This is a genomic window from Candidatus Methanoprimaticola sp. MG2 (assembly GCF_047501175.1).
Classification (GTDB): Archaea; Thermoplasmatota; Thermoplasmata; order Methanomassiliicoccales; family Methanomethylophilaceae; genus Methanoprimaticola.
This window is the reverse complement of sequence record NZ_JBEQWH010000021.1, coordinates 1-4686: the sequence shown is the minus strand read 5'-3', so window position 1 is coordinate 4686 and position 4686 is coordinate 1. Positions and strand designations below refer to the sequence as shown.

The following is a 4686-nucleotide window of genomic DNA, read 5'->3' as shown; positions in this document are numbered from 1 at the left end:
TGATGGCCATGACGACGATGAGGACGACGAGGATGATCAGCAGGTAGTCGGTGATTCCCATGCCAGACTCTGCGGGTGCGTCGGGAGAGTCGGGGACGTATCCGGACTTCTCGAGGCCACTGATCTGAACTTCGTAGGTGATCGTCTTGAATGTATCAGCAACAGTATCAGTTTCTGGAGTTCCCTCAGCAGTGAATGTGTTGCCGGAGATGGCGTCGCCGTTGACCTTGAAGGCAGCGGTTCCAGTCCATCCGTTGGTGAGATCGTAGGTGATCTCGTGTTCACCGGCAGAGACCATCAGGAAGTATCCTTGAATGATCTGGTCTCCATCATCGATCATTCCCTTCTGCATCAGGTTGCCATCGACATATACGTTGGCGATTCCCTCATTGGCGTAGACGAAGACCTTGTAGACGTTCTTCTCAATGATAGCGTTGACGATCTTCCAGTCCTCTGCTCCGACATGTGCAGCATCTGTGGCCTTGGCTCCCTCGGAGTTCTCCCATCCAGCGAACCATGCGTTCTCGACGGGTGCCTTCTCGACAGCGTCAACATCGACTGCGTTGGACTGTGCATAGACGGTCATCCAGAGTGCTCCGTCGACATTGTACTGGGTGCTGTACATCTTGTCGAGGACGGTCTGGGCCTCATCACTGATGGACGATCCCGCTGCAACATATGCAATTGCATCACTCATCATGGTGATGGGACCATTGATGGTCGCGACAGATCCTGTGGTATCCTCGGAGGTCATTCCGACGTACAAGGTCTTGAACGTCGCGCTTCCGGGAGCGGTGGTGCTGGATCCCGCATCCACGGAGAGGATTCCGCCGTTCTCGATCATGACCTTACCCGTTTCCGCAGCAAGGCTCTTGCCGGAAGCTACGGTGACGGTTCCCTGGATGTAGAAGTCTCCGTTGACAATCGCTCCTTCAGAGACGACGGTCGCACCAGATGCGACAATGAAGTCGACACTTGTACCTCCGATGGAGGTCTTTGCGGTGAACGTTCCTGCGACTATAGTGATGGAGGCGTTTCCGCTAATGTTCGAGTCTGCCTTCTCACCTGCGTTGACGAAGGCCATTGCTCCCTCGTTGTCGGCGACCGTGAGAGTCTTGATGTTCCCAAGTGCCACGGTGGTGTCTCCGACTACAACGGATCCGTTGAAGGTTCCGATGATGTCGAGTGTGGATCCGACAAGGGTGACGGAGGCTGCAGTGAATTTTGCTCCATTAATAACCTCGATCTCAGTGCAGTCGTCGGTGGCATCGAATGTTATGTCTCCTACGGTGACCTCGCCCTTGATCTCGATCTTCGACGCAACATCGGCGATGTTCGCGATGGCGACGGTCAGGGGGCTGACGCACTTGTACCCATCAGCATTGAGATAGTAGGCACCGGAAATGGGTGCTCCATCAGTAGAAAGGGAAGCAGGGCTTTCATTTCCAGTAGCGGGCTCAGCGTATTTGATTCCGACAAGGGACTCGAGTGTTCCGTTGACGACGATGGCACTGGAATCCGTGTATGTATCGGATTCAGCAGGCAGGATGTCGACGGCGGTCTTTGCGAACCTGGTCTCGGCAGTGATGTCGATCTCGGTCTGGAGCGTTCCGTCGATTGTGAGGGTGACTCCATCTTTGAGGATGAACCCTGCGGTCGCATCAGTGACGACGACAGTGACTCCGGAGGGAATCGTAGTGTTGCTCTCGAGCGTGACAGTTCCCTCGGTGGAGATGGTGATGACATCCCCAGGCTGAGCCTCAGCAAGTGCGGTCGCGAGATTAGTCCACTTGGCCCATCCGTCCTTGACGACCTTTCCGTCGATGACTTCCTCGGAGTAGACATCGCTCTCGATGGTTGCAGTTGTCACTTTGGTCTTGTCAGTGGCATACAGGGTGCCTTCCACATCGACGATTCCGGTTCCTGTGAGCTTTCCGGTAGCGTCGACATCGAGCTTGACTCCCTCATATTCCTCTCCACCTATCGTGAGCTTCCCTGTGACGGTGACCGTCACATCTGCGGGAATCTTGTTGGATGCGGTCAGGGTCTGATCTCCGAGGACGGTGATGGCCTTGATTGTGGCATCGGATCCTGCGACATTCAAGGCGGTGTCAATGGTGACGTAGTTGTAGATGGTGCTGGTACTGGTTCCCACGGTAACCTTGGTCTTGTACATGGCGGAGTTGACGACACCGGTCAGAAGGTTCTTGGACACTATGGATCCCTCGTCCTTGACGGTGACCGTCGCGGTCCCGTTTTCGAAGGTTCCATCGGTTCCGACTATCTTTCCTGTGACGTCGAGCTTTCCAGCGTTCCTGACGGTGATGTCCTCGTTGATGACGAGGTCGGAGGAGACGGTCGCTCCACCGAGTCCGGCGATATCGATTGCAAGAGTGGAGTTGTGGTCGGTCTCATCATCGCTGATGACGATGTTTCCGGAAACGTCCATGACGTTCTTCACGAGGAACTGGGGGTTGGATGCGCTCTCAGCCTCGGAGTCGTCAAATCTCTTGTTCTTTTCGAGAACAGCACCTTCGGTTACGGTGATTCCAGATACGACGGCTCCGTTCGTCGCAGTGGTGGTCGCGGTGATGGTAACCGTGTTACCGACAGTCGCAACATAGGATTTCTTTCCTTTCTCAAGGGTGATGCCCGCATCTGTTATGGTGATCTTCTTCCCGTTCTCCGCGACCCAGTTGACGATCTCGACCTTCGCACCATTCGCACACATGTTGATAGTGGAGTCGACGGTGGCCTTTACGTCGCTGTCATAGGTGACGGTTCCGTAGTTGTAAATCTCTCCATTGACGATTCCGTTGATCGTGAGGAGTGCGTCAATTCCGACCGTGAGCTTTCCGTTGCTGTTGACGATGCTTCCGTTCTCGGTGACGACGGCGGAAGATCCGGTCATAATCTCTACATCGGCGTTGTTTTTGATGTTGAGGACTCCGTCGACGGTGATTGTTCCGGATACCTCGATCTTGCTGTAGTTGTCGACATTGACTATTGCGGCACCGACGGGTCCGGTGGTCAGCTCTTCTGCGCCCATTATTACGATGGTTCCATCGATTTCGGCAGAGGCTGCATTGAAGTTCAGGACGGCTCCAGCGGACACGATGATGGTGCATCCCTCGGGAACGACGAGCTTTCCTTCGATGGTGATATTCGCATCCTTCACGATCGTCCAGGTCCCGGACACGGTGACGATCTGGGTGCTATCCAGTGTAACAGGGGTTCCAACTCCTATGAGTGTGCTTCCGCTGACGGTCATGTCCTCAGTGGCATCTCCTCCAGAGGGGATGACGGTGATTTCGGAATCGACGATAGAAGAATCGATGTTCCCAGCGTCGGGTCCCACAGACACGGTCCCCTGTTTCGAGGATTCAGTAGAGGTGGTGATGAGGGGTTCATCGGCAGTTCCGCCGGTCACAGTTCCGTCGATACAGACTTCGGACTTCGCGTTCTCCATCACAATCTTCGCACCATCTCCAGCAGTCAGATCCCCGAGGGTGAGCTTGGCTCCAGATTTGACGTTGACGATAACATTGTTTCCAAGAGTTCCAGAGATCTTCGCATCACCGTTCACAGTGATCGATCCATCGTCCTCTGTTTCGGCATCTCCTGTGATCACGACTGATCCCTCGGAGATTGTAATTCCGTTGTTTCCAGCCTTCACATCCTTGAACGTCGCTTTGTTGTCTCCAAATCCGATCGTTCCGGAAACTACAGTGTCTTTCGCGAGGGTGACAGTGTTCCCGGTAGCAAGATTGATCTCTCCGGTGCTGGTGAGAGTTCCATATTCAATTTCGAAATCAGCGTTGATGTCTCCACCGTTGATAGCAACAGTGGGGAATATGGTGGTGGGTTTCACATAGTCTGTGTCATAGTTGGAGTAGAACACTCCATTGATCTTCGCATCACCAGATACTGTGGTCACTGACGAACAGTATTCTTTTCCGCTGGTACTCCAGACAAATGTGGTGATTATTCCATTTACAGTTCCACCAGTAATATTGCATTCGTTCCAGTTTTGAACTGCGGATGCTCCTGAGTTTCCTCCAACACAGTTGATCGTTCCGCCTTCGATGTTCATCACACCGTAGTCGTCGTTCTTCAGCACGATGAAGTTGTTCTGGGTGAAAGTACCGTCTTTGATAGTAAGAGTTGCATTTTTGTCAGAGGTACCAAGGTTCGCTATGAGGGAGGATCCCTTCCATTCGTCGGGGCTTCCTGCATTGTTAGTAACATTGGCATAGTTGATGGTCATCGTGCCCTTGTTCCAAATAACATAGAATGTAGATTCAGAACCAATGTCTGTCCTCTGAATTACTCCAGTCTTACCATTACTGGAATCATCGATGATGAGGGTTCCTAGGTTCAAAATCGCAGGCGTACCTTCCGTGACACCTCCGCTGAGAATTTTACCATTGAGATCAATGGTAAGATCATCATCTGTAGCAATGGTTACTGTCTCATTCGTATTGTCGATGAGTTTGATAACTGCATCTTTCGACGCATTATTCACTGCTTCTTGCAGAGTGGCGTATTTTGTCTCGCCAATCTGAGCCACTTCTTTGGACCCAGAGTCTGCTGTTCCGTCAGCGCCCTCAGAAACAGGTGCGATCGCGCTGAACGCGCAGAACACCATTGCGAGGACGGCGACAGCCGCGAGGAGTTTGAGCTTGC

1 protein-coding gene is annotated in these 4686 nt (G+C 52.9%); it reads right to left on the bottom strand.

Annotated features, from left to right (window positions below):
- Positions 1-4267: beta strand repeat-containing protein (locus V5D86_RS09505; protein ID WP_414596449.1), on the bottom strand; the 4267-nt coding region annotated here is incomplete at its 3' end.
- Positions 4268-4686 lie beyond the last annotated feature (419 nt).